The 19,969-nt window shown below is 48.3% G+C and carries 18 protein-coding genes and 1 riboswitch; of the genes, 3 read left to right on the plus strand and 15 right to left on the minus strand.

What is annotated here, in order from left to right:
- Positions 1-299: 299 nt before the first annotated feature.
- The 3 genes from purR to xthA form a co-directional block, all read right to left on the minus strand.
- Positions 300-1,316 carry an HTH-type transcriptional repressor PurR gene (purR, locus tag BN3349_RS11350; RefSeq protein WP_040977495.1) on the minus strand — a complete coding sequence of 339 codons (1,017 nt, stop codon included), beginning with the start codon at positions 1,314-1,316 and terminating at the stop codon, positions 300-302.
- Positions 1,317-1,636: 320 nt separating this feature from the next.
- Complete coding sequence (locus tag BN3349_RS11355; RefSeq protein WP_040977496.1) at positions 1,637-2,416, minus strand: TIGR01619 family protein; 780 nt, start codon at positions 2,414-2,416, stop codon at positions 1,637-1,639.
- 9 nt (positions 2,417-2,425) lie between these two features.
- Positions 2,426-3,229: an exodeoxyribonuclease III gene (gene xthA / locus BN3349_RS11360; protein WP_040977497.1), complete on the minus strand. Its 804-nt coding sequence runs from the start codon at positions 3,227-3,229 to the stop codon at positions 2,426-2,428.
- Positions 3,230-3,487: 258 nt separating this feature from the next.
- Between xthA and BN3349_RS11365 the strand changes: the two genes are divergently transcribed.
- Together BN3349_RS11365 and torA are read left to right on the plus strand one after the other, a co-directional pair.
- On the plus strand, positions 3,488-4,609 hold the full coding sequence (locus tag BN3349_RS11365; RefSeq protein WP_040977498.1) for a NapC/NirT family cytochrome c: 1,122 nt from the start codon (positions 3,488-3,490) through the stop codon (positions 4,607-4,609).
- 64 nt (positions 4,610-4,673) lie between these two features.
- Positions 4,674-4,805: riboswitch (molybdenum cofactor riboswitch) on the plus strand.
- A gap of 109 nt (positions 4,806-4,914) precedes the next feature.
- Positions 4,915-7,386, plus strand: coding sequence for a trimethylamine-N-oxide reductase TorA (gene torA / locus BN3349_RS11370; protein WP_040977499.1), 2,472 nt, complete (start codon positions 4,915-4,917; stop codon positions 7,384-7,386).
- A gap of 87 nt (positions 7,387-7,473) precedes the next feature.
- Here the strand turns inward: torA and BN3349_RS11375 are convergent, their stop codons facing one another.
- Positions 7,474-7,755 carry a YcgL domain-containing protein gene (locus tag BN3349_RS11375; protein WP_040977500.1) on the minus strand — a complete coding sequence of 94 codons (282 nt, stop codon included), beginning with the start codon at positions 7,753-7,755 and terminating at the stop codon, positions 7,474-7,476.
- Positions 7,756-7,860: 105 nt separating this feature from the next.
- Between BN3349_RS11375 and minC the strand changes: the two genes are divergently transcribed.
- Positions 7,861-8,532 (plus strand): septum site-determining protein MinC, encoded by a 672-nt coding sequence (gene minC, locus BN3349_RS11380; RefSeq protein WP_040977501.1) that lies wholly within the window; start codon positions 7,861-7,863, stop codon positions 8,530-8,532.
- 154 nt (positions 8,533-8,686) lie between these two features.
- On the opposite strand, the gene BN3349_RS11385 is transcribed toward minC, so the two are convergent.
- The 11 genes from BN3349_RS11385 to trpE form a co-directional block, all read right to left on the minus strand.
- Complete coding sequence (locus tag BN3349_RS11385; protein ID WP_040977502.1) at positions 8,687-9,877, minus strand: amino acid aminotransferase; 1,191 nt, start codon at positions 9,875-9,877, stop codon at positions 8,687-8,689.
- Positions 9,878-10,014: 137 nt separating this feature from the next.
- On the minus strand, positions 10,015-11,100 hold the full coding sequence (purK, locus tag BN3349_RS11390) for a 5-(carboxyamino)imidazole ribonucleotide synthase (protein WP_040977503.1): 1,086 nt from the start codon (positions 11,098-11,100) through the stop codon (positions 10,015-10,017).
- A 40-nt stretch (positions 11,101-11,140) separates the two neighbouring features.
- Positions 11,141-11,848: a carbonate dehydratase gene (gene can / locus BN3349_RS11395; RefSeq protein ID WP_032109916.1), complete on the minus strand. Its 708-nt coding sequence runs from the start codon at positions 11,846-11,848 to the stop codon at positions 11,141-11,143.
- A gap of 110 nt (positions 11,849-11,958) precedes the next feature.
- Positions 11,959-12,765: a tryptophan synthase subunit alpha gene (gene trpA / locus BN3349_RS11400; RefSeq protein ID WP_040977504.1), complete on the minus strand. Its 807-nt coding sequence runs from the start codon at positions 12,763-12,765 to the stop codon at positions 11,959-11,961.
- A complete protein-coding gene (gene trpB / locus BN3349_RS11405) occupies positions 12,765-13,961 on the minus strand; it encodes a tryptophan synthase subunit beta (protein WP_040977505.1) in 1,197 nt (398 codons plus the stop codon). Before trpB ends, trpA begins: the two co-directional genes overlap by 1 nt.
- 172 nt (positions 13,962-14,133) lie before the next feature.
- Complete coding sequence (trpCF, locus tag BN3349_RS11410) at positions 14,134-15,549, minus strand: bifunctional indole-3-glycerol-phosphate synthase TrpC/phosphoribosylanthranilate isomerase TrpF (RefSeq protein ID WP_040977532.1); 1,416 nt, start codon at positions 15,547-15,549, stop codon at positions 14,134-14,136.
- An 11-nt stretch (positions 15,550-15,560) separates the two neighbouring features.
- Entirely contained in the window at positions 15,561-16,169 is a 609-nt protein-coding gene (locus tag BN3349_RS11415) for a glutathione S-transferase family protein (protein WP_040977506.1), read from the minus strand.
- A 42-nt stretch (positions 16,170-16,211) separates the two neighbouring features.
- Positions 16,212-17,213, minus strand: a complete 1,002-nt coding sequence (gene trpD / locus BN3349_RS11420; RefSeq protein WP_040977507.1) for an anthranilate phosphoribosyltransferase — start codon at positions 17,211-17,213, stop codon at positions 16,212-16,214.
- A 41-nt stretch (positions 17,214-17,254) separates the two neighbouring features.
- Complete coding sequence (locus BN3349_RS11425; protein ID WP_040977508.1) at positions 17,255-17,641, minus strand: tautomerase family protein; 387 nt, start codon at positions 17,639-17,641, stop codon at positions 17,255-17,257.
- Between the two features lie 53 nt (positions 17,642-17,694).
- Positions 17,695-18,276: an aminodeoxychorismate/anthranilate synthase component II gene (locus BN3349_RS11430; protein WP_040977509.1), complete on the minus strand. Its 582-nt coding sequence runs from the start codon at positions 18,274-18,276 to the stop codon at positions 17,695-17,697.
- Between the two features lie 6 nt (positions 18,277-18,282).
- Positions 18,283-19,836, minus strand: coding sequence for an anthranilate synthase component I (gene trpE / locus BN3349_RS11435; RefSeq protein WP_040977510.1), 1,554 nt, complete (start codon positions 19,834-19,836; stop codon positions 18,283-18,285).
- Positions 19,837-19,969 lie beyond the last annotated feature (133 nt).

Consider the following 19,969-nt stretch of genomic DNA (forward strand, 5'->3'; position numbering starts at 1 on the left):
GTATAACGAAAAACGAGAGAAAGGTCAAACAGAATTAATTTAAAATATTAAAAAATAGATAAAAAGTTATTTTTGTGTATTTTAATTAATTAAACCATAATTTAATTAAATTATTTTTATTAAAGTTAAGTTTTTGTTAAAGAGTAGTTCTTGCCTTTCCATCGCTTGAATGGATAAAAGTGCGGTGGTTTTTTTCAATGTTTCCAGCATTACACATGAGCGTTTTGTGCTTTGCCGCATAATGCCGGAAGGAGCGGGATTGCGAGGAAAACGTTAAATGAGCGTTTTCCTCGGATATGTTATTCCGCTGCGGGGGTTAGTTTCTTAACGGATTTGCGGATCACCAGCTCCGGATATAATTCGATAATATCATGCTGACCGGATTTGTCGCTGATTCGGCGGAACAGTAAATTAACAGCCTGGGCGCCCAAGCGGGATTTTGATTGATGGATTGTGGTCAGCGGTGGCGAGTAGAAACGCGAGGCGTGAATATTGTCATAGCCGATGATGGAAATATCATCAGGAACGGTTAAGCCCTTTTCGCCGATAGCGGAAATAGCGCCCAGCGCCATAACATCGTTACAGCAGAATACCGCACTTGGTAAGGTTTCTTGTGCCAGAATTTTATTCATACATTCATAGCCGTCTTCAGGTTCAAAAAAGCCTTCCATCACCCAGTCCGGATTTATTGCAAGACCGGCTTCCCGCATGGCTTTGACAAATCCTTCATAGCGGGTTTTGGCGGTGGTTTTAGTCAGCTCGCCGGCGATAATGCCGATGGACCGATGTCCGTTATCAATCAGATATTTGGTGGCGATATAACCGCCGTCAAAGCTGTTGTCCTGAATGATATCCGTGTGCGGATTGCTCGGTCCCCAATCCATGACCACCATTGGCAAATCGGTCAGATTGGCGAGTAAGTCTAAGGAGTCCTGCGCATATTCCGAACACATTACCAGCAAGCCGTCGACTCGCTTTTTAGCCAACATTTCAAGGTGGTTTTTGATTTTTTCCGGATTATTCTGAGTATTGCATAAAAATAACGAATAGCCCTGACGGTAGCAGTGTTCCTCGACCGCATGAATAATTTCGGCGAAGTAGGGTGCTTCGCTGGTGGTGACGATCATCCCGATCGATTTGGTGGTATTCACTTTTAAGCTGCGCGCGACCGCACTTGGCGAATAATTTAGCTCATGAATTGCCTGTAGGACGAGTTTTTCCGTTTCCGGCGCCACAAAGCGCGTTTTGTTGATGACATGGGAAACCGTGGTGGTTGAGACACCGGCGGTTTTTGCCACATCTTTAATTGTTGCCATAATAGCCTCCGTAAAATTTGCCGGCTATTATAAAGATTGAGGCGGAGCAGGTTAATAGAGTAACAACAAAAATTTGCGTAATGTCACAGATTTTAGTTAAAAAAGGAAAGTTATTTCTTTTTATTCAACCTGTTGATATAATTCTGACCGATTTAGTCAAATTTGAGGAGAGTGATTATGGGTACATTCGGTTATTCTATGCTGACGGTCGTTTTGGCCTTGGCGATGATTATTACATTGGCATCGTCCATTTTTTAACTGGTTATAGGGAAAACCTCTTTGTGATAAAAGAGGTTTTTTGTTCCGGCAGGTTTAACGGATTAATTCAGCCGGTTTTTATCCAACGCGGCATCCTGACTTTCCCAACCGACATATTCGCCGCTAAATTGAATCGCCATATTTTCAAATTTTTCCACATAAGCAAAAATTTCACCGTCATCCAAAGCCAGTTCCTGTTCCAGTTTCACCAGATAGACGTTTTCTTCTTCATCCAATGCGATCGGTAGATTGGTATGTTTTAGCGTGGTAAAGGCAATATCGTTGCTGGTGACATAGTCTAAAAAATGGTACATATCGTCTTCCTGTGGAAAGTGAAAGCTATGTTCGATCAGATAAATCTCTGCCAGATTACGACCGTTATGTACCAACATATCCAGCACTTCTTCCGTGGCGTTGATTTTAATTTCCAGCGGCGAGGGCAACAGGAAGTCAAAGTAAATATCCCATAGCGGATCATCTTGTTCATTAATTTCCGTAATTGTCGGAAATTGCTGTAATACCGCCAATAACGGCGCAGCCTGATTGCAGTAAAAATGCAATTTAGCTCGTTGTGCCGAAATAATATAGCCGGCATAAAGCACCGCGGGCAGCGTACACAACAGGGCGGAAACTTTAACGATTTCATTTAGCAACGATTGATATGCTTCCGGTAACGGCAGACCGTTATCTTCAGCGTGATACGGCAATGAAAATTGCAGTATTTTCGTATATTTTCCTTCGCCGGCGGTATATTGTTCAAGCAGTGTCAGATTCACCGCAAAAATTGCGGGCTTGTCATTGACCATAGAACGGTAATTCTGCCAGTTTTGCGTTACATCCATTGAAACCTCTTAGTCAAATTCAGCCCAGATCGGCGCATGATCGGAAGGTTTTTCCATAGCCCGGATATCCAGCGCAATTCCCGTACCAACGCAACGGTGCGCCAATGCCGTATTGGCAAGAATATGATCGATACGTAATCCGCGGTTATCGTTAAAGCCTTTGGAACGATAATCAAACCAAGAAAACTTATCGTTTACCGTTGGGTTAAGATAACGAAAGGTATCCACCAACCCGTAGTCATACAAGCGATTGATCCACTCCCTCTCTTCCGGTAAAAAGGAACATTTACCGGTACGCAACCAACGTTTACGGTTTTCTTCACCGATACCGATATCCGAATCCGTCGGGCTGATATTCATATCGCCCATAATAATGACCGGATTATCTTTATTGTGTTCATGTTCTAAATAATGCTGTAGATCGGCATAAAACTTTTGTTTTGCCGGGAATTTAGTGGCGTGGTTACGGCTTTCTCCTTGCGGAAAATAACCGTTAATCACAGTCAGCATGCCGAAAGGCGTATCCAAATCAGTCATAATAATTCTGCGCTGCGCATCTTGATCGTCTGTCGGAAATCCTTTGCGCACGGCTTTCGGTTCCTGTTTGAGCAGCAGCGCTACACCGTAATGCCCTTTCTGACCGTGATAATAAACATGATAGCCCAGATGTTCGACCAGATTGTGCGGAAAATCTTCATCGGCGACTTTAATTTCCTGCAGCCCGAGAATATCGGGGCGGTATTGTTCGATAATCGCCTCAAGCTGATGCGGTCTTGCTCTTAGTCCGTTGATATTAAAAGACATTATTTTCATATTTGTTAACCTGTTGAAATAATTTGCGAATATTTACGCCGTATTATACTTGATTATCACGCGTTCATAAATGCGGAAAAAAATCAGGATAAACATTAACCTCTTGAATTATCGTCTATTTAGAAAAGTGCGGATGATATAAGAAACGATTTTGTTTTTTGACTGCGATTGACATATATCAAAATGGCGCAAAATGAAACGTTTTATGATAGGCATCTGCGTTAAAGGATGAATGATGATGCAATGGAGTGGGGGACAATGGCAAAAAAATTCAAGAAAAAAGCTATTTTAGGCGGGTTGGTGCTGATGCTGATCGGCGCCGGCTTATGGGGTGGCGCGCAATATGCGATGAAAACGACCAATGCGACAGAATTTTGTGTCAGCTGCCATTCAATGAGTTATCCGAAACAAGAATGGGAAGGTAGCGTGCATTTTTCCAACCGCAAGGGAATCCGGGCGCAATGCGCGGATTGTCATGTGCCGTCGCAAGGCTGGCATTATTTCAAAGCTAAGCTGCTGGCGGTAAAGGATGTGTGGTACGAATGGCAAGGAAAAATCAGCGAACAGGACGATTTTGAAAAACACCGTGCGCAAATGGCGCAAACGGTTTGGGCGCAGATGAAAGCAACAGATTCTGCCGCCTGTAAAAGTTGCCACGACCCGGATGCGATGATTCTATCGGAACAATCGCAAGCCGCGCAAAAGATGCACAAGCTGGCATCCGAGACTAACCAAACTTGCATCGATTGCCACAAAGGATTGGTACATTTTATGCCGGATACGCAAGCCGATAATGCGACGGCGGGTGATGAACTGGCGAAACACGGTGGTCAATTTGCAGCTGATGACAAAACGCTTTACGCCTTAATGATGTCGGCAGCGACATTGGCGGACGGCGGCGAAGTACGTTTAATGCCCTATGCCGAACTGACGGACTGGAAAGTTGACGGCGATCAGTTGACGGCAACGGTGCAAGGCTGGCAACAAAGCGGGGCGGAAACCGTGGTGTATGCCGGGTTAGGCAAACGGCTGATGGTCGCTTTGTTGGATGACGGGACGAAAGATAAGGTCACGCTTGTTCGCACGGTTTACGATGATGTTACCGCGTCTGACTGGAAGCAAGTCAGTTTTACGGTGCGACTGCCGAAAGCAAAAACTGCGGCAAATTTGACCGCACTTAATCAGTACGGAAAAAATCTGAATGAAAATTACTGCGGTGGTTGCCATGCGCCGATTGGTGCCGATCACTATACGGCAAATCAATGGATCGGCGTCGTAAATTCCATGAAAGATCGCACTTCAATGTCTGCTGAGGAGGTTCGCAGTCTGACGATCTATTTACAGCGCAATGCCAAGGATATGGCAGCAATGGCACGTTAACAGATGCCCGAGATTTAAGGCTTGCGCCTTACGCGCAGTCATAAACGGTTCTCGTTAAGAGAACATTATCATCCGACTCCGAGCTTGTCAGCCTAAGTCGAAAGATATGGCGACAATGCCTGCAACTTGATTGCACATGGTGTGTTTAGAAATGAACACGCCACTCCCTTTAGAAAGGTGTCGTTATTTCACTTTCACAATTGTTTGCGAAAGTCGCGCCCTGTTGGTATTCGGGCGCGGAAAGCGATAGCGTTCCTTTTCTTTTCGCAACGCCCATTGTGAATCATTCGTCAATGAGGTTTAACATGAAACAACAGAACAACATTAATCTAAGCCGACGTGATTTTCTGAAGAATTCTTCCTTAGGCGTTGCCACCGCCTCTTTCGGCAGTACCGTTGCCGGTAGTTTGCTCGCACCGCAGGCAGTTGCCGCCGAGCAGCATACGGTAGTCACCGCCGCGCACTGGGGGGCGCTGGGCGTAGTGGTTGAAAACGGGAAAGTCGTCAAATCCGGACCGGCAATTGCACCGGCAGTGGACAATGAGTTACAAAGCGTGGTGGCGGATCAGTTATACAGCGAAACCCGGGTAAAATATCCAATGGTGCGCAAAGGCTATTTAGACGGTAATAAAGACACCACCCTACGCGGGCGTGATGAATGGGTTAGACTGTCTTGGGAGCAAGCCTTTGAGCTGGTTGCCGGTGAAGTCAAACGGGTGCGCGAGGCTTATGGTCCGACTGCCATTTACGCCGGTTCTTATGGTTGGTACAGCGCCGGCGCATTGCATGCGGCACGGACTTTATTGCATCGTTATCTCAACCTGAGCGGTGGATTTGTCGGTTCCAAAGGCGATTATTCCACCGGCGCCGCACAGGTGATTATGCCACATGTCTTGGGCACTATTGAGGTGTATGAACAGCAAACCAGTTGGGAAAGTGTGCTGCAACACGCCGATATTGTGGTGTTGTGGGGCGCGAACCCGTTGACGACATTACGCATCGCATGGACATCAACGGATCAACAAGGCATTGAATATTGCAAAAAACTGAAAGAAAGCGGCAAACGGGTGATTTGCATCGACCCGGTACGCAGTGAAAGTTGTGAATTTTTCGGCGCTGAATGGCTGCCGATTAATACCGCGACTGACGTACCGTTAATGCTGGGCATTGCGCATACGCTGGTGGTAGAAAACAAGCACGATAAAAGTTTCCTGCAAAAATACACCGCCGGTTACGATAAATTTGAAGCCTATTTATTGGGTAAAACCGACGGGCAGGCAAAAGATGCTCAATGGGCAAGCAAACTGTGCGGCTTGCCGGTAGACGTGATTAAAGGACTGGCAGCCGATTTTTCCAGCAAACGCACCATGCTGATGGGCGGCTGGGGCATGCAGCGTCAGCGCCATGGCGAACAGTCTCACTGGATGCTGGTGACATTGGCCGCGATGCTCGGTCAGATCGGCTTGCCGGGCGGCGGATTCGGGTTCAGCTATCATTATGCCAACGGCGGCGTGCCGAGTGCGACCGGCGGTATTCTAGGGTCAATAACTGCCAATTCTTCCGTTCAGCACGGGGAACAAAGCTGGTTGGCAGGAACCGCAAAAATGGCATTCCCGGTTGCCCGTGTGGCGGACGCCCTGTTGAATCCGGGCAAAACCATTCAATATAACGGCACAGAAATCACCTATCCCGATATTAAACTGGTGTACTGGGCGGGCGGCAATCCGTTTGTGCATCATCAGGATACCAATACGCTGGTCAAAGCGTTTCAGCAACCGCAGACTGTGATCGTCAACGAAGTCAACTGGACGCCGACCGCCCGCATGGCTGATATTGTACTGCCGGTCACCACCAGCTATGAGCGTAACGATTTGACTATGTCCGGCGACTATTCAATGTTGAACATTTATCCGATGAAGCAAGTGGTTGAGCCGCAATTTGAAGCAAAAAGTGATTACGATATTTTTGCCGAACTGTCGAAGCGCGCCGGTGTTGGTGAACAATTTACCGAAAATAAAAGCGAAATGCAGTGGCTACAGGCATTTTATCAGACCGCATTTGAAACAGCGCGTAAAAATCGCGTGTTGATGCCGAAGTTTGAACAATTCTGGCAGGAAAATAAACCGTTGAGCTTTAAAGCCGGCGAAAAAGCCAAAGCATGGGTGCGTTATGCCGCATTCCGTGATGATCCGTTGCTTAATCCGCTCGGTACGCCGTCAGGTAAAATTGAGATTTATTCTGAGGTGGTGGCGAATATGAATTATGATGATTGCAAAGGGCATCCAAGCTGGATGGAACCAGCGGAATTTGCCGGCAATGTGACACCTGAGGCGCCGCTGGCGCTGGTAACGCCGCATCCGTATTACCGCCTGCACAGTCAACTGGCGCAGACGTCACTGCGGCAAAAATATGCAGTCAATGATCGTGAACCGGTGTTGATACATCCGGAAGATGCGGTCGCACGCGGGATTACCGATGGCGACATCGTCCGAATCTTCAACCGACGCGGACAGGTATTGGCCGGTGCGGTAGTCACTGACGGTATTATAAAAGGCACGGTCGCGCTGCATGAAGGTGCATGGTATGATCCTGCCGATCTCGGTCAGTCGGAAAAACCGTTGTGTAAAAACGGCTGTCCGAATGTACTGACCCGCGATGAAGGCAGCTCAAAACTGGCGCAGGGAAATTCGCCGAATACCTGTATTGTTCAGGTTGAAAAATTTGTCGGTGAAGCGCCAGACGTGACCGTATTCAAACAACCTAAACACGCTCGGTAAATGAGAAACAGAGCACGCCGGCGCATGAGAGGTGCGCCGGTGTCGCCGTGATAAAGCAGGCAGAAACCTGCTTTGCGCTTAATCGGGTTAAGTGCGGTGATTTTTCAGCGAGTTTTTATGCTGCTGTAATAAATTTTCTGCCGTTTTCGGGTATTGTAGATAAAACCCGTTTGCCTCAATCTGCCTCAGTACTTCCTGATTATCGGCGTTCACCAGTGATTTGCCGCCTTTCAAATTAAACAGCATGACAAAAATCGGCGTACCGAATGCTGCCCGCAATGCCTCAGGAACGCTATCGAAAACATCCCGTTTTGCCACATAAAGGTACATTCCGTCTTTTTTGTTGGTTTTATATATTGCACATAACATTGATCGTAACCTGTTTGTTTTGATTTATTTTTTATAAAAAAAGTTTGCTGATTTTAGCGCAATTCTTTATGATCGAACCACTTTATTTTCAGTTTGGAACAGCTTATGGCGCAAGATATTGTTGAACTGCGGACGGGACAGTTTTCTTCCGTTTTTCTTACCTTAAACAGTGCAAGCCTTAATGTGATAAAACGTGCCTTGATGAAGAAAATCAAAAAATCACCGTCGTTTTTCCAACATATCGCCGTGATTTTGCAATTTAACGCCATGCTGGAAAAAGTCAATTTAAGCGCACTGAAAAATCTGCTGGCGGAATTTAATATTCAGGTCATCGGTGTTGCTGACTGGCAGAATAATTTACAAAAAGAACTGATTGTTGCCGCCGGTTTTGCCGTGCTGGGCAAAAGCGACGATGTCTCGGCGGTGCTGCCGGAGCCGCGTTATTTACCGACCAAAGTGATCGAACAGGATGTAAAGGCGACACAGGTGGTTTATGCCAAAAACAGTGATTTGATTATTCACGGCAATGTCGAGGCAGGCGCGGAAGTGGCGGCGGACGGCAATATTCATATTTACGGCAAATTGCGCGGGCGTGCCATGGCGGGCGTGAATGCAAATGCGGGATCGATTTATGTGCAGCATCTGGATGCCGAGTTTGTCGCCGTCAACAGCCGTTTTTTGTACAAAGAGAAGATCGCGCCTGAATTTATGCAAAGAGCGGTCAGAATTTTTGCCGAAAAAGATAAGCTGGCGTTCAGGATTTTAGGCGAATATTAATATTGCCGTCTTGCCGTGCGAGAGGTAACGCATGCTGCCGCGCAATGTGGCAATCGTAAATTCGGTCAAACGTAAAAATTGATAAAAAACGCACCGCACTTTTCGCCTTGTCGGATAAAGTGCGGTGCGTTTTTGTGCAGAATCGCGAAATCGCTTATAGGACTTTCACGATGCTTTCACATAAATAACGAATATTGTCTTCGGTAATGCCTGCGACATTAATGCGACCGGAACGCACGGCGTAGATGGCGAATTCGTCTTTTAAACGATCCACTTGCGCCGGGGTTAAACCGCTGAAAGAGAACATGCCGTTTTGCTGGATAATAAAACTGAAATCCTGTTGCGCGCCGTATTCTTTCAGCAATTGAACGAACAGGTTGCGCATTTGTTTGATTCGATTGCGCATTTCCGCCAGTTCCGTGCTCCATTGCTGGGTTAATTCCGGGTCGGCAAGCACCAATGCGACGCTTGAAGCGCCGTGCGAGGCCGGGTTGGAATAGAGCGTGCGTACAATGGTTTTGACCTGTGTCAACGCCGTCGCGGCGATGGTTTCATTTTCTGCGACCAGCGTGAATGCACCGACACGTTCATTATATAAGCCGAAGTTTTTCGAATAGGAACTGGCAATCAGCAGTTCTTTGTGGTTGGCGGCAAAGGTGCGCAGGCCCAGTGCGTCTTCATCCAGACCGTTGGCGAGCCCTTGATAAGCAAAATCAAACAGGGGCAACCAGCCCTTTTGCGCGGACATTTGCGCCAGTTGTTGCCATTGTTCCGGAGTCGGATCGATACCAGTCGGGTTATGGCAGCAGCCGTGCAGTAATACCACATCGCCTTCATCGGCATTGCTGAGATCGGCGATTAAGTTCTCCCAATCTAACGCTTTGCGCTGCGCATCGTAATAACGGTATTCGCGGATAGTGATGCCCACCGCATTGAAAATGGCGTTATGATTCGGCCAGGTCGGCGAGCTGATCCAAACGTTTTGCGCTTTAGTCTGGCGTTTGATGAATTCAGCGGCAATCCGTAATGCGCCGGTGCCGCCCAAACTTTGCACGGTTTTAGCGCGACGTTGGGCGACGATATCGGACCCTTCGCCAAATAATAATGCCTGCGTGCGCGCATTGAAATCCGCCACACCGTCAATAGACAGATAGTTTTTGCTGGTTTCCGCTTCAAGCAGGCGACGTTCCGCCGTTTTGACCGCCTGCATTATTGGCGTAGCGCCTTGCGCATCTTTATAAACACCGATGCCAAGATTGATTTTATTGGCGCGGGTTTCTGATTTGAACGCTTCACCTAAACCGAGAATTGGGTCTGCCGGTGCGGCTTGGATATTTTCGAACATAATGCTTGATCCTTATAAGTGAAATGATGTGTTTGAGATCTCTTTTATACTGATAAAGGCTCGCATTGGCAAGCCCTTATTCGGGGTAATCCGCGCTTTTTATCGGTTTATTGAAAAAAGCGCAGAATGCAGGCGGATTATTGTAATTTTTCAATCGCCCAATCCAGACCGGATTGATAATCCGGCGGTAATTCGCCACGTAGTTTCATCAGCTGTGTAATAATCATTTTTTTATCCGGATGCGCCAGATTGATATGTCCAACTTTACGACCCGGTCGCACGGCTTTACCATACCAATGTAATTGACTGCACGGCGTGTTTAACCACGCGGCATTATGCGCGGTGCCGATCAGATTCACCATGACACTGGGCATGCTGGCTTGCAACGGCGGCGTTGGCAGATCAAGCAAGGCGCGCAGGTGCAGTTCAAATTGGCTGATCGTACAGCCGAGCTGGGTCCAATGCCCGCTGTTATGTACGCGCGGCGCCAGCTCGTTAATTAACAAGCGTTCGCCGACGACAAAACATTCCATCGCCATCACGCCCACATAATCCAGATGCGTCATGATCTTCGCCAGCATCTGTTCCGCCTGTTGCTGTTGTGCACTTTGCTGTGGCAAGGTATCGGCTACACTGTAGCGTAAAATGCCGTTTTGTTGCAGATTATGAGTTAGCGGGTAAAAACGCGTTTCGCCGTTTTTGAATCTGGCGCCGACTAAGGAGACTTCGTAATCAAAAGGAATAAATTTTTCGGCAATGACTTGTTGAAACAGGTCATCGCCGATAATTGAGGCGTTTTCCCGTGCCACAATCCACTGACCGCGCCCGTCATATCCGCCGGTGCGCCGTTTTACGACCACTTTGTCGCCGATACGCTCGAATACCTGCGACCATTGCTGCGGATTTTCCAATAGGCACCAAGGCGCGGTCGGCAATGCCAGTTCATCAAGCAGCGATTTCTGTGTCAGCCGATCCGCCAGACGCCCGAATACCGAACGATTAATAAAATGCGGGTGATTGCTCAGCATATCGGTTAACGGTGTCGCCTCCCAGCGTTCAATTTCCGCAGTAATGATGCTGTCGGCTGGCAGTTGGAAAGGAGCGGCATCGAATGGCAGGGGCTGCACGCTAATATCCAGTGGCGCACCCGCATAACGCAGCATACGACCAAGTTGTCCATTGCCTAAGACGTAAACGGTTGGGTATAACGCGCTGTGTTGCATGATAAAATCCTTATAAAACAATAATAAAAGTCGGTTAGGGTTAAAGTGCGGTAGTATTTTCGTCTGTTTGTTGATGCGCTTTCTTTAAAAAATCATCTTCTTCCAGTTTTAATAAACGAGCAATGGCGTTCAGATAGGAAATTTCCAATGATTCGCGACTGGTTGCCATTACGCCCTGATCAATCAAAAAACCGTCGTTAACATCATAGACCCAACCGTGGAGCGACAGTTTTTTGCCGTTGCGCCAGGCGGATTGCACGATTGAAGAACGTCCCAGATTATAAACCTGTTCCGCGACATTCAGTTTGGTCAGCATATCCGCGCGTTTTTCCGGCGACAGTTTGCCGAGTAAATGGCTGTGTTTAAACCAAATATCACGAATATGTAGCAACCAATTGTTAATCAGCCCCAGATCCTGTTCCGCCATTGCCGCCTTGATGCCGCCGCAATTGGTGTGTCCGCAGATAATAATATGTTCGATATTCAGCACGTCCACCGCATATTGCACCACCGACAGGCAGTTTAAATCCGTGTGAATAACCTGATTGGCGACATTGCGGTGTACAAACAGTTCCCCCGGTCCCAGATTGGTGAGTTTTTCCGCCGGCACGCGGCTGTCCGAGCAGCCTATCCATAAATATCCCGGGGTTTGATGTTCGGCAAGTTCTTTAAAATAATTGGAATTTTCTTCTTTCATGCGTGTTGCCCAACTGTAATTATTGGCAAACAACTGTTCGATTTTTTTCATTGTTATACTCCTGCATATCGGCTGCACAGTATAGCCCGAATCCTATCGCTGTACAATGAAAAAGCCCTAGTCTCAGATTGCAGCTAGGGCTTTTAAACAAGCATAATCCGTTATATTGTGGCGGCTTTCATCGCTTTAACGAACTCTGCCAGTTCGGACAGACATTGGGCGTGATTATTCAGGTGACGTTCAATGATTTTCACCGTCGCCGAACCTGAAATCGCACCGGCGGCACCTAATTGCAGCGCTGCTTTCACCTGCGCCGGCGCGGCGATGCCGAAACCTTGCAGAATTGGTGCGCTGTGATGGGCGTGCAAGCGTTCGATCAGAGTATCCAGATTGACCGCATGGGTTTGGTTTTCGGCGCTGGTAACGCCGGCGCGCGAAACCAGATAGGTATAACCTTCACTGTGCGCGGCAACGGCTTGTATGGTGTGTTCGTCAGCATTCGGTGGGCAGATAAACACCGGTTGCACGCCGTGCTTTTTAGCCGCCTGAATATAAGGTGCTGCCGCCAACAGCGGTACGTCCGCCACCAATACGGCATCAATGCCGATATCCGCGCAATGTTGATAAAAACCGTCCAGCGTTTGAGCGTAAATCAGATTGGCGCAGAGTAGCAGACCGATTGGAATCTGCGGATATTTCGACCGCACTTTTTCCAATAAACGGAAACTTTCCGCCGTACTGCAACCTGCCTGTAATGCCCGATTATTGGCAGCCTGAATCACCGGACCGTCCAACAACGGATCTGAAAACGGAAAACCTAGTTCCAGTGCATCGGCGCCGTTATCCACCAAAGTGCAGATAATCTCAAAAGAGCGGTCAAAATCCGGATCACAAAGGGTAACAAAGGGAACGAAGGCGCCTTGTTTTTTCGCCGCCAGTTGTGCAAATAGCGTATTGAAACGAGACATTAGATTTTCCCCCTTGCAGTTAAAATTTTATCAACGGTGAAAATATCTTTATCACCGCGCCCGGATAGATTGACCACTAACAGTTGTTCCTGCTGCGGATGTTGTTTAATCAATTTTAAGGCGTGAGCTAATGCATGGGCGCTTTCCAGTGCTGGAATAATGCCCTCATGCAGAGCAAGCGCCTGAAACGCATCCAATGCCTCATCATCGGTGATACTTTCATATTCTGCACGACCGATAGCATGCAAATACGCGTGCTGCGGACCGACGGACGGAAAATCCAGACCGGCGGAAATACTGTAGGATTCTTCAATTTGTCCGTCTTCGGTTTGCATAATCGGCGATTTCATCCCGAAATAAATCCCCACTTTGCCGTGGCGTAACGGCGCGCCGTGCTCACCGGTGGCAATGCCTTTGCCCGCCGGTTCAATACCTATCAGACGTACCGATTGTTCCTGAATGAAATCGGCGAACATGCCGATAGCATTGGAACCGCCGCCCACCGCCGCAATGACGGCATCCGGCAAACGCCCTTCTCGTTCCAAAATCTGTCGTTTGGTTTCTTCGCCGATCATTTTTTGAAATTCACGCACGATAGTTGGAAACGGATGTGGACCTGCCGCGGTACCTAATAAATAATGAGTGTGTTCATAATTGGCTGACCAGTCGCGCATGGCCTCGCAACAGGCGTCTTTCAGCGAGCAGGAACCTTTTTCCACCGCTACCACCTCGGCGCCCATTAAACGCATGCGAAAAACATTCGGTGATTGGCGTTCCACATCTTTGGCGCCCATATAAATTTTGCACGGCATATTCAGCATGGCACAGGCAAGCGCCGTGGCGACACCGTGCTGACCGGCACCGGTTTCAGCGATAATGCGGGTTTTGCCCATGCGTTTTGCCAGCAGAATCTGACCGAGTACCTGATTGGTTTTATGTGCACCGCCGTGCAGTAAATCTTCACGTTTTAAATAGAGTTTGGTTTTTGACCCTTTGGTTAGGTTACGGCACAGGGTTAAAGCGGTCGGGCGACCGGCATAATTTTTCAGTAAATCCTGAAATTCCTGCTGAAAGGCGGGATCGTCTTTGGCTTCGACAAAGGCTTTTTCCAGCTGTTTTAACACCGGCACCAGAATTTCGGGCACATACATGCCGCCGAACTCGCCGAAATAGGGATCGAGAAGTGTATCTGACATAGAGCTTCCTTATGAGTGATTTGTTTTTGATAAATTAAATACTACTACACTAGTACATAAAAGTGTAGCGCTTTTTTCGATAAATAGATATTTTGTTGAACAAAGGCTGAATGAGTTGTTAAAGGCATGCTAAAAACCGGAGCGGCACGTTGTCTCTCCGGTCGGGATTGAATTAGTGATCGAGGATTTTAGCGAATACCGCCGACAGCTTATGCGGATCTTTAATGCCCGCCGCGCTTTCTACGCCGGAATTAAGATCTACGCCGATACACCCCTGATTCAGCGCTGAGTCGATATTGTGCGGTCCAATGCCGCCGGCCAGCATAATTCGATCTTTGAGTGCGGCAGGAATCTGCGACCAGTCGAACGCCGTGCCTGTTCCGCCGCGTCGGTTGCCGAGCTTGCTGTCTAGCACGTAGCGATCAACGGCGGAAATCGGCGTAATTTGTACCGCACTTTGTCGCTCAATATCAACGGCAATCGCCTGCCAAATTTGGCAACGGGCAGGCAGTGCGGCGCGCAGTGCGGTGATAAATTCCACTGTTTCAACACCGTGTAACTGCACGGCGAACAGGTTGAGTTGTGCGGCAATTTTACAAATAAATTCAATGGGTTGATTTTGGAATACGCCGACAAAACGCAGTGGAGCCCGCGTCACTAATTCCTGCGCTTGACGCAATGACAGCTGACGCGGGGAATGCTCGGCAAAAATCAAACCACCGTACAGGGCGCCAGCGGCATAAACCGCCTCCACATCCTGCGGACGAGTTAACCCGCAGACTTTATTTTCACCGAAAATTACTGCGCGCACGGCGTTATTCAGATCATCACTGCCCATTAGACTGCTGCCGATTAAAAACGCATGCACATAAGGTTTTAACTGCCGTACTTGATTGTGCTGGTAAATGCCCGATTCGCTGACAATAATGCGATCTGTCGGGATTTGTTCCGCCAAAGGCGGCGTACGCCGAATATGCACGGAAAGATCGTGCAGATTGCGGTTATTGATGCCGATTACTTTGGCGCCCAGTGCGATAGCGCGGTCTAATTCCGCCTGATTGGCGGTTTCGGTTAACACGCCCATGCCTAACTCATGCGCCAGTGCGGCAAGGGCGGTGTAGGTTTCGTCATCCAATACCGACAACATTAACAAAATGGCATCCGCTTGATGATAGCGTGCCAAGTAGACCTGATATTCACTGAGCATAAAATCTTTGCACAGCACCGGCTGGTTGACCAGTCGGCGAACCTGTTCAATATAAGTGAAATCGCCCTGAAAATATTTTTCATCGGTGAGTACGGAAATCGCCGAGGCGTAATGTTTATAGACTGCTGCGATTTCCGGCAGATTAAATTCGGCACGGATTAAGCCTTTGGACGGCGAGGCCTTTTTACATTCCAGAATAAATGCCGGGCGCAGACGCGTACCTTTCGCCAATGCGCTGTAAAAAGAGCGGTCGGATTTGCGGATGTTTTGCTTAAATTGCGCCAGCGGAAATGCGGCTTGTTTTTGTTCAAGCCAGCGAATTTTATCCTGTACGATTTGTTGCAAAATAGTCGGTTTATCATCCAGATTGATCGTTATCATATTGCGTTCACTTATTTGGTTAACCATTCCTGCAATGCCGGCAGGGCGTTGATGCGCTGAAAATAGGCATAAGGCTGCGGATCCAGATAGCGCTGCAAGCCATAGCTTTCGATGCGTCCGACTACCGGAGTGAAAAAGGCGTCCACCGCAGTAAACTGCTTGCCGCCTAAATATTCGCCGCCGAAACGGCTCAGCCCTTCCTGCCATAAGCGGTTAATTCGTTGCAGATCGTGGAGCAGTGCGGGCGGGATTTCCGTTAATGCAGTGTGTTTCAGCGGATCATAGGAACAGAGCGTGCGCAGCTGCTCAAAACCAGAGTGCATTTCAGCGCAAGCACTACGCGCCCATGCGCGGGCGGCGGCGTCTGACGGCCATACTTGAGGATAGCTTTCGGCGAGATATTCGACAATCGCTAGACTGTCCCAAATATAGCGTTCGCCGTCTTGTAGCACTGGCACTTTTGCAGTCGGTGAAAAGGTGGCGAGTAGACGACTTAATTCGGCTTTGTCCTGAGAGTAGGGAACCTGCTGTTCGGCGAAGGGAATATCCAACATTTTCAACAATATCCAGGGACGCAGTGACCAGGAGGACAATGGGGCGTAGAAATAGAGTTTATACATAATGAGCTCCTTACTTCAGACAAGATCTATAATCAGATAGGATTAATAATCGGTCAGTTTGTGCAGTATGTCAAAGGCTTTACCAGTGGCAAGCATATCGGCTGCCCGTTCGGCATTTTGCTTAATGTCGTCATGACCGAATAATTTTAACAACAATGCGGTATTCATTGCCACCGCCTGCACATGCTCGGCGTTACCGCGCCCTTGTAAAAGTGCGGTGAGAATTGCGGCATTTTCCGCGGGATTGCCGCCGCGCAGGCTTTCTAGCGGCTGCGGTTGAAAACCGAAATCATAGGCGGACAGGCTATAGCGCTCAATTTTTCCGTCGCGGATTTCCGCCACTTGGGTTTTACCATGAATGGCGACTTCATCCAGTCCAGCACCATGCACGACGATACTGTGCTGATGACCGAGGCGAGCGGCGGTTTCTGCATAAGGCTGAATTAACGCCGCTGAATAAACCCCTAACAACTGGCGTTTCGGGCGTGCCGGATTGCACAGTGGACCCAGAATATTAAAAATAGTGCGGGTTTGCAGCGCTTGGCGTACCGGCACCGCATATTTGAATCCGGGATGATAATGCTGCGCCCATAAGAAACAGAGATTGATTTCATCTAAGGCTTTGCGCGCGGTGGCGGCGTTCATGTCAATTTTTACCCCCAGCGCAGCGAGTACATCGCTGGCACCGGTTTTGCTTGATACGCTGCGATTACCGTGCTTGGCGACTTTCACGCCGCAGGCGGCGGCTGTAATGGCGGCGGCAGTGGAAATGTTGATAGTATTGGCGCCGTCACCGCCGGTACCGACAATATCCGCAAAAGCATAGCGCGGTGTCGGGAACGGCAGTGCATTGGCAAGGGCGGCATTGACGGCGCCGCTGATTTCTTCTGCCGTTTCGCCGCGTAATTTAAGCGCGATCAATGCGCCGGCAAGTTGTTCGTTGCTTAATTCTCCGCGCATAATTGCATTAAACAGCGTTTCCGTTTGCGATTGAGTTAAGGGTTGTTTGTCAAACAGTTGAGAGAGAAGTTGCGCAGTTTGCATAGTCTATTCCTTCTTTTTATTAGTATAAAGTGCGGTGGTTTTTAGCGATGAATATTGTAACTCAGATCGTGGGCTTCATCGCCGGTCATCCCTCTGAATCCCCAACAGTGGGCGGGTTGCTCTTTAATGGTGATTTCAAGGTCGATTGGCGCGATGCCCAGCTTGTCTTCCAGTTCACAAAACAACATTTTTATTAACCGCTTCTTGGTGAATTCTGTGCGCCCTTGCATAAGATTAATTTCAATCACGGTAAAATCCGCACTGCGACCTTCGGGGTAAAAATAATCTTCTACCTCCAAACCGATAAAGCGCAGCGCATGCTTGCGTGGCGGAATGCCTAATTCCAGATGCAGACAGTGAAAAATAATGTCCATTAATTGCTGTTTACGCGGGTTCAGCTGCGGTTTGAGTCCATAAACGATAATCATCAGTATGTCCTTTTTTCGGTATTCAATTGGTTTTGTGGGTGAATATGGCAATATCAGCGCGCCAGCAGCCAGTGAACGGCATTTTCCAACAGTTTTGAACCCTGTACGGTCAGAATACTTTCCGGATGAAACTGAAAGCCGCAAATCGGCAATGTTTTGTGGCGAATCGCCATAATAATACCGTTATATTCGGCATTGACAACAAATTCTTCCGGCAATGCATCACCCATCAGCGAATGATAACGCGCCACCGGCATGGGGTTTGCCAGCCCGGCAAACATCGCCTGTTCATCATGCCGAATGGCGGAAACTTTGCCGTGCAGCACTTCGCCGGCGTGTACCACTTTGCCGCCAAAAGCTTCAATTAATGCCTGATGTCCGAGGCAGATTCCGATCATCGGCACTTTGCCCGCCAGTTTTTTTATCAGCGGTAATAAAATGCCCGCTTCACTTGGATTACCTGGTCCCGGCGAGAGCGCCACGATGGTGTCGGCGTATTGTGTCGCCGCCTGTTCCAGCAAGGCTAGCGAACAGTCATTGCGGTAGATCCGCACTTGATGTCCGAGCGTGCGAAATTGATCCACCAGATTATAAGTAAAGGAGTCAAAATTATCTAAAAACAGAATATTTGCCATAATGAATTATCCTTGTTGCTGTGCCTGACGATTGGTCTGAATAATCGCGTTAACCACCGCTTTGGCTTTATGACGGGTTTCGTCCGCCTCCGCTTGCGGATCGGAATCCAGCACTTCGCCGCAGCCGGCTTGAATATGAGCGATACCGTTTTGCACGAATGCGGAACGGATAACGATACAGGTATCAAAATTGCCGTCGGAAGATAAATATCCGACCGCACCGCCGTAACTGTGGCGTTTTTGTTGTTCAAATCGGTAGAGCAGCTGCATCGCCTTGATTTTCGGTGCACCGGTCAACGTTCCCATGTTCATACAGGCTTGATAGGCGTGCAGTGCGTCAAGTTCGGGACGCAGTTCGCCGATCACGCGGGAAACTAAATGCATAATATGCGAGTAACGGTCAACCTTCATCAGGTTTTTCACCTGCCGGCTGCCGCTGCGACAGACCCGGGCCACATCGTTGCGCGCCAGATCCACCAGCATTAAATGCTCGGCAAGTTCTTTTTTATCCAGTCGCAGTTCCAATTCTAGGCGTGCGTCCAGTTCGGGATCGATGTTGCCGTGCGCATCAAAACCGCGCGGACGGGAGCCGGCAATCGGATAAATTTCCAGCTGGCGATTTGCTGCCGAATATTTCAGCGCACTTTCCGGTGAGGCGCAAAATAGGGTGAAATCTTCATCCTGCATATACACCATATACGGGCTTGGATTATTGCGTTTCAGTTGGCGATATGCCGCCAGCGCGTTCGGGCAATCGATGGAAAAACGACGCGAGGGTACGATCTGAAAGACATCACCGATATTAATGTGGTGTTTGAGCGAGCGAATAATCTGTTTGAATTGCTCATCGTTCAGATTGGTGCGCACGTCGGTTGAAGCCGCTTGAGCGCTTAAGTGCGGTTGAATTTTGCGTAATTTTCGGCAAATTTCCACCGCACTTTGTTGTAACGAATGTTGCTGCTGCGGATGAAAGCAGAATGTCTGTAAAGTGCAGGTTTGCGCCTGATGGTCGAACACCAGCAGGTTTTCCGCCAGATAGAATACATAGTCCGGGCAGGTTAAGCCGTCGTCTTGCAGCTCGATATTGTGCATCGGAATAAAATTCGCCACTAAATCATAGGCGAACAAGCCACCCAATAGAATCGGGGTGCAGCTGTGCTGATAGAGTGATGTGAGACAGCGTAATCCGTCGAAAATCGTGGTGGTTTGTAATTTACTGTCTTCATCCAGATTGGGATCAGGCGGCGGGAATTTGAGCGTAAGTTGTCGTTGGTGCTGGGAAATGACTGTAGTTTGACCCTGTAACTTTCTCTGGATTAATGGTAAAACCGCCTCTCCATTGTCTGTTAGCGCATTAAATGTGACGCTTTGTCCGCAACAGGAAATTTTCACTGCCGGATTAATCAGAAAAAGGCTTTTTAAGCTGTTTTTACTGCTGATTTCCGCCGATTCCAGCAATAAGGTGTTTTTTTGATCTTTACACAGCGTGGCGAAGACGGCGGTCGGATCATTATGATAACTGACCGGTTGGTTGAATACATGAATAAAGGGAACAGCCATAATCACTTCCTCAAATACAATAATTAACTTGCACTATTAAACTAGTGCAATATTGTTTTGTCAAGCGTTATCTATTGTTTGCGGCAGATTTGGCGGATTTCAGGATGATTGTGCGTTGAATCACGAAGCACAG

It is taken from the genome of Necropsobacter massiliensis (assembly GCF_000827595.2).
GTDB classification, from domain to species: Bacteria; Pseudomonadota; Gammaproteobacteria; order Enterobacterales; family Pasteurellaceae; genus Necropsobacter; species Necropsobacter massiliensis.

Coding starts and splice junctions, on each gene's coding strand:
- purR (WP_040977495.1), bottom strand. CDS start 1,316: ATGGCAACAATTAAAGATGTGGCAAAAACCGCCGGTGTCTCAACCACC.
- BN3349_RS11355 (WP_040977496.1), bottom strand. CDS start 2,416: ATGGATGTAACGCAAAACTGGCAGAATTACCGTTCTATGGTCAATGAC.
- xthA (WP_040977497.1), bottom strand. CDS start 3,229: ATGAAAATAATGTCTTTTAATATCAACGGACTAAGAGCAAGACCGCAT.
- BN3349_RS11365 (WP_040977498.1), top strand. CDS start 3,488: ATGGCAAAAAAATTCAAGAAAAAAGCTATTTTAGGCGGGTTGGTGCTG.
- torA (WP_040977499.1), top strand. CDS start 4,915: ATGAAACAACAGAACAACATTAATCTAAGCCGACGTGATTTTCTGAAG.
- BN3349_RS11375 (WP_040977500.1), bottom strand. CDS start 7,755: ATGTTATGTGCAATATATAAAACCAACAAAAAAGACGGAATGTACCTT.
- minC (WP_040977501.1), top strand. CDS start 7,861: ATGGCGCAAGATATTGTTGAACTGCGGACGGGACAGTTTTCTTCCGTT.
- BN3349_RS11385 (WP_040977502.1), bottom strand. CDS start 9,877: ATGTTCGAAAATATCCAAGCCGCACCGGCAGACCCAATTCTCGGTTTA.
- purK (WP_040977503.1), bottom strand. CDS start 11,100: ATGCAACACAGCGCGTTATACCCAACCGTTTACGTCTTAGGCAATGGA.
- can (WP_032109916.1), bottom strand. CDS start 11,848: ATGAAAAAAATCGAACAGTTGTTTGCCAATAATTACAGTTGGGCAACA.
- trpA (WP_040977504.1), bottom strand. CDS start 12,765: ATGTCTCGTTTCAATACGCTATTTGCACAACTGGCGGCGAAAAAACAA.
- trpB (WP_040977505.1), bottom strand. CDS start 13,961: ATGTCAGATACACTTCTCGATCCCTATTTCGGCGAGTTCGGCGGCATG.
- trpCF (WP_040977532.1), bottom strand. CDS start 15,549: ATGATAACGATCAATCTGGATGATAAACCGACTATTTTGCAACAAATC.
- BN3349_RS11415 (WP_040977506.1), bottom strand. CDS start 16,169: ATGTATAAACTCTATTTCTACGCCCCATTGTCCTCCTGGTCACTGCGT.
- trpD (WP_040977507.1), bottom strand. CDS start 17,213: ATGCAAACTGCGCAACTTCTCTCTCAACTGTTTGACAAACAACCCTTA.
- BN3349_RS11425 (WP_040977508.1), bottom strand. CDS start 17,641: ATGATTATCGTTTATGGACTCAAACCGCAGCTGAACCCGCGTAAACAG.
- BN3349_RS11430 (WP_040977509.1), bottom strand. CDS start 18,276: ATGGCAAATATTCTGTTTTTAGATAATTTTGACTCCTTTACTTATAAT.
- trpE (WP_040977510.1), bottom strand. CDS start 19,836: ATGGCTGTTCCCTTTATTCATGTATTCAACCAACCGGTCAGTTATCAT.